Source organism: Streptomyces sp. NPDC002130, assembly GCF_040296465.1.
Lineage (GTDB): Bacteria > Actinomycetota > Actinomycetes > Streptomycetales > Streptomycetaceae > Streptomyces.
This window is the reverse complement of record NZ_JBEOXI010000427.1, coordinates 1-4,251: the sequence shown is the minus strand read 5'-3', so window position 1 is coordinate 4,251 and position 4,251 is coordinate 1. Positions and strand designations below refer to the sequence as shown.

Here is a 4,251-nt window from a genome sequence, read left to right as displayed (position 1 = left end):
CCGGGCGTGATCCGGCCCTCCTCACTGACGCACACCATCTCCGTCATCACCAGTCCGGCCCCGCCCAGCGCCCGGGCGCCCAGGTGGAGCGGTGGAAACCTTCGTGCTCAGCGCACACGAGAAAAATTTTAAGCCCTACCAGGAGCGGTACTGGTTTTTGTTCAACAGCTACTACGAGCAAGTTGGACCTCGATTCTCGCGCCCCCTGCGAGGCGTCATCTCTCGACCCGGGGCACATGACGTAGGGGTCTACCGCGAGTGCGTCGATAGGCGAGTCCAGGAGCTGCTTCGATCCCCAGATCTGGACCATATTGGGGACATTTCCAGCTTCGTGAAACTCGGGCTTCACCACGAACAGCAACATCAAGAGTTGCTGCTGATGGACATCAAGCATGTCCTGTCTCTCAATCCCCTGCGCCCCGCTTATGGCGGGGTATGGACGAACGAGCTGACGAGCGGCGCCCTCGGCTGGCTTGATTACACCGGCGGCCTGATCGAGATCGGCAACGCACAGGGATTCGCCTTCGATAGCGAGTTACCTCGTCATCGACAGTTCCTAGAGCTGTATCGGCTTGCAGACCGTCTAACTACTAACGGCGCGTGGATGGCTTTCATCGATGACGGGGGTTACGGTCGTTCCGAATTATGGTTGTCCGACGGCTGGGCGCGGGTCAACTCGGAGGGATGGCAGGCGCCGTTGTACTGGACCCGACAAGACGGGATCTGGCTCGAGCACTCTCTTCATGGAACTCATCCCGTCGACCCCGAACGGCCGGTCGTGCACGTCAGCCACTATGAAGCCGACGCTTTTGCGACCTGGGCAGACAAACGACTACCCACCGAAGCCGAATGGGAGCATGCCGCATCACTTCAAGGCCTCGAGTCCTCCATCTCAAGCGGCGGCAAATCCTTACATCCGACAGCCGCGGGACTCACGACGGGAGGGTCGAGACAACTTTACGACAGCGCCTGGCAATGGACTCGCTCGGCTTATCTGCCGTACCCGGGGTTTGCTCCGGCGCCCGGAGCGATCGGGGAGTACAACGGCAAATTCATGTCCAATCAGATGGTGCTGCGAGGTGGATCGGCGTTCACATCGCCCGGACACACCCGGGCCTCCTACCGAAATTTCTTTCCTCCGAGCGCTCGCTGGCCCCTTACCGGCGTCCGACTCGCTGACAATGGAGACTCATAGTGACCGACTACACCAGCCCTCGTGTCCGCATCCAACGAATCGCCGATCCGGAGTCGATGTCTTCGACCCTCAAGTCGGACGCTAGAGACGGACTGACCGCGAAACCGAAATGGCTAACCTAAACACCTGTACGACGCAGCCGGCAGTGAACTGTTCGATCTCATCACCGTGCAACCGGAGTACTACCCGACGCGAGCGGAGCGCGCTCTACTCGACCAATACGGTGAGCAGATTATCCAAAGATCTGGCGCAACGACTTTGGTCGAACTCGGTTCAGGCTCGTCGGAGAAAACGCCGGCGCTTCTGGACCCGTTGACTGCAACTGCCGGCGGAGCAGCAGTTTATGTGCCGGTCGACGTTAGCGTCAGCGCCCTAATCGCCGCTGTCGGCAAACTCGAGCAAGAGTATCCGGACCTCACTATTCATGGCCTCAAGGCCGACATTGACCAGCACCTTGACCTGATCCCTAACTATGGGACACGACTTGTGGGGTTTCTCGGCGGTACGATCGACAACTATCGACCCGCCGAACGGCACACCTTCCTCTCCGAACTCGCGAAGAACTCGAATAGCGGAGACACGGTTCTAATCGGAGTCGACCTGATTAAGGATCCCCAGCGACCAATACGGGCTTATGACGACGCGGCGTCACCGCCGAGTTCAATATCAATGTGCTGCGGGTTCTCAACCGGGGACTTGGAGCTAACTTCTCGCTACCCAGGTTTCAGAACGTTGCGGCGTGGAATGACGAAGAGCACTGGATCGAGATGCGACTGCAGGCTAAAGAAAGACACGTGGTGGACCTAGGTGTACTGGATATAGACGTCGAATTCGCCAAGGACGAAGTGATACGCACCGAGGTCTCGACAAAATTCACCCGCGAGTTGATCGAGTCGGAATTCGTGCTTGCCGGTCTGACCCCTGCTGACTGGTGGAGCGACGGGGACTACGCGCTTGCCTTAGCAAGGAAGGACGCGTGACGGCATTGCGCTGACATTGGGTGTGTGGAGAGTTTTTTACGGGTCAACAAAGGGGGCGATGTCGGTGCTGACCTTACGACCACCGCGGCGCCTCGGACTCGCTAGCACCCGTTCCACAACGAAATATGGACCTGGTCGACTCCGAAACCGACCACAAACGGCGCACGGCGTGAGCTACCTCAACCCTGACGGTATCTGAGGCGCGGCGCCGGGGAGGAGTCGTTCCAGGCCAAAGCAGTTGGGTTTTAAACAATGAACACGTCGATTCCAGGAGACCCAAAGAAAGCGCCCGCTAACGGCCCTTTGGTGGAGTCCCCCAGCACACGCCGCGGAAATTCGACCTGCCTCGGTAGTTCGAATGTGAGTCACAGCTCAGCAAGTCTGGCTGCGTTGCTCAAGCGAATCCCCGAAGGCTGGACTCTCGCCAGATACGCGGGGCGTCCGTACGGATTGACACGAACCACGCGGGTCGATGGCCGAAGTATCAGCATTTCCGCCGAGGAGTTGGGCGGGTCCGATCTGATCAGCGCCAATGTGTATCGCACGGTCGAAGCAGACCACCTACGTCCTTGCGAAATGCCGGAAGCCAAGGTGCTGGCTTTCTTGCGAGGGTGGGTGCCCGCTTGACCCGATCACAATCAGTCGGCTGTCAGCGTAGCCGGCCTCCACGAACTTCAGTTATGCCTGTGTCCACGTGGTTCCTGAGGAGTGGTCCTCGATGACGATCCCGCTGCGAGCGAGATCGCCGCGGATGCGGTCAGCCGTGACAAAATCTCCTTCGCCGCGGGCACACGATCGATTCGCGAGGAGTACCTCAACGAGAGCAGTGACCGTGCTGCTGTGCTGGCCGTCGCGTGGCGCCGTCGGTGATGATTCCGTCTCGATCCCAAGCACGCTGGTCATCGCTGTTATCGATTGGTATGCCGCCGCGGCTGCTGCGGTCTCGCCGTTGTCGACGGCAATGTTGCCGGCGCGCACATGGTCGTGAAGGACGCCGAGTGCAGCTAGGACATTGAGATCGTCGTCGAGTGCCGCCGCGAATGCACCCGGTAGCGTTGGGCCACCAACTGTTGCGTCCTCGAGGTGTGTACGTGCACGGTGTTGGAAGTTCGCGATCCGCGCAACAGTTGCATGAGTGTAGGTGAGCGCTTCTTCCCGATAGTCCAAGGCACTGCGGTAGTGCGCGCTGAGCAGGTAGTAGCGCAGCGTAGCTGGTCCGACCCGTCGAAGGAGTTCATCGGCAGACAGATAGTTGTCGAGCGACTTGGCCATCTTCTGTCCGCTGATGGCGACAAGGCCGTTATGGACCCAGTACCTGGCGAATTCGTCTCCGGCAGCTGTGGACTGGGCCAGTTCATTTTCATGGTGGGGGAATCGCAAGTCGATGCCACCTCCGTGGATGTCGAAGGCAGGTCCGAGGTAACGGCGAGACATCGCCGAGCACTGGATGTGCCATCCCGGCCTGCCGGTACCCCAAGGTGACGGCCAACGCGCAGATTTCGGTTCGCTGGGATTCGTTCCCTTCCATAGGGCGAAATCCTGAGGGTTCTGCTTGGCCTGTCGGTGTCCGTCGTCGGATTGCAATAGGGCATCGGGGTTCTGGCGAGTGAGCGTGCCGTATGTCTGCCAGCTGCTGACGTCGAAGTAGACATCGCCGGATCCATCGCTCGCGACGTAGGCATGCCCGCGTCGCAGGAGACGGTCGATCAGCGCCAGCGCCTCCGTAATGTGGCCGGAGGTGCGTGGCTCATATGTCGGGGGAAGGATACCCAGTGCGGTGTAGGCGCGAGTGAATTCCGTCTCGACGCGGTAGGCACGGGCCCACCACGGTTCCGACTCCGTAGCGAGAGCGAGGATTTTGTCGTCGATGTCGGTGACGTTCCGGACGAGCGTGACGGTGTATCCACGGTGGGTGAGCCAACGTCGCCAAAGGTCATAGACGAGGGCACTGCGTAGATGTCCGATGTGTGGTGCGGATTGGCTCCCCGAGACCTACGGCGGTGCCGGCTGCACCGTGACCGAACTGGCCCTGGCCTGCGAGGAGACGGGCCGGGCCCTGGCCCCCACCCCGCTGCC

General features: G+C 60.2%; 2 protein-coding genes and 2 pseudogenes. 3 read left to right on the top strand and 1 reads right to left on the bottom strand.

Annotated features, from left to right (window positions below; genetic code table 11):
* The first annotated feature begins 91 nt into the window (after positions 1-91).
* Positions 92-1,195, top strand: a complete 1,104-nt coding sequence (egtB, locus tag ABT116_RS40215; protein WP_351644955.1) for an ergothioneine biosynthesis protein EgtB — start codon at positions 92-94, stop codon at positions 1,193-1,195.
* A 168-nt stretch (positions 1,196-1,363) separates the two neighbouring features.
* Positions 1,364-2,175 (top strand): annotated as a pseudogene (locus tag ABT116_RS40210) (L-histidine N(alpha)-methyltransferase).
* A 678-nt stretch (positions 2,176-2,853) separates the two neighbouring features.
* Here ABT116_RS40210 and cysS read toward each other — a convergent pair.
* Positions 2,854-4,140: a cysteine--tRNA ligase gene (gene cysS / locus ABT116_RS40205; protein ID WP_351644958.1), complete on the bottom strand. Its 1,287-nt coding sequence runs from the start codon at positions 4,138-4,140 to the stop codon at positions 2,854-2,856.
* Positions 4,141-4,156: 16 nt separating this feature from the next.
* Here cysS and ABT116_RS40200 point away from each other — a divergent pair.
* Positions 4,157-4,251: pseudogene (locus ABT116_RS40200) on the top strand (acyl-CoA dehydrogenase family protein); the annotation flags it as partial.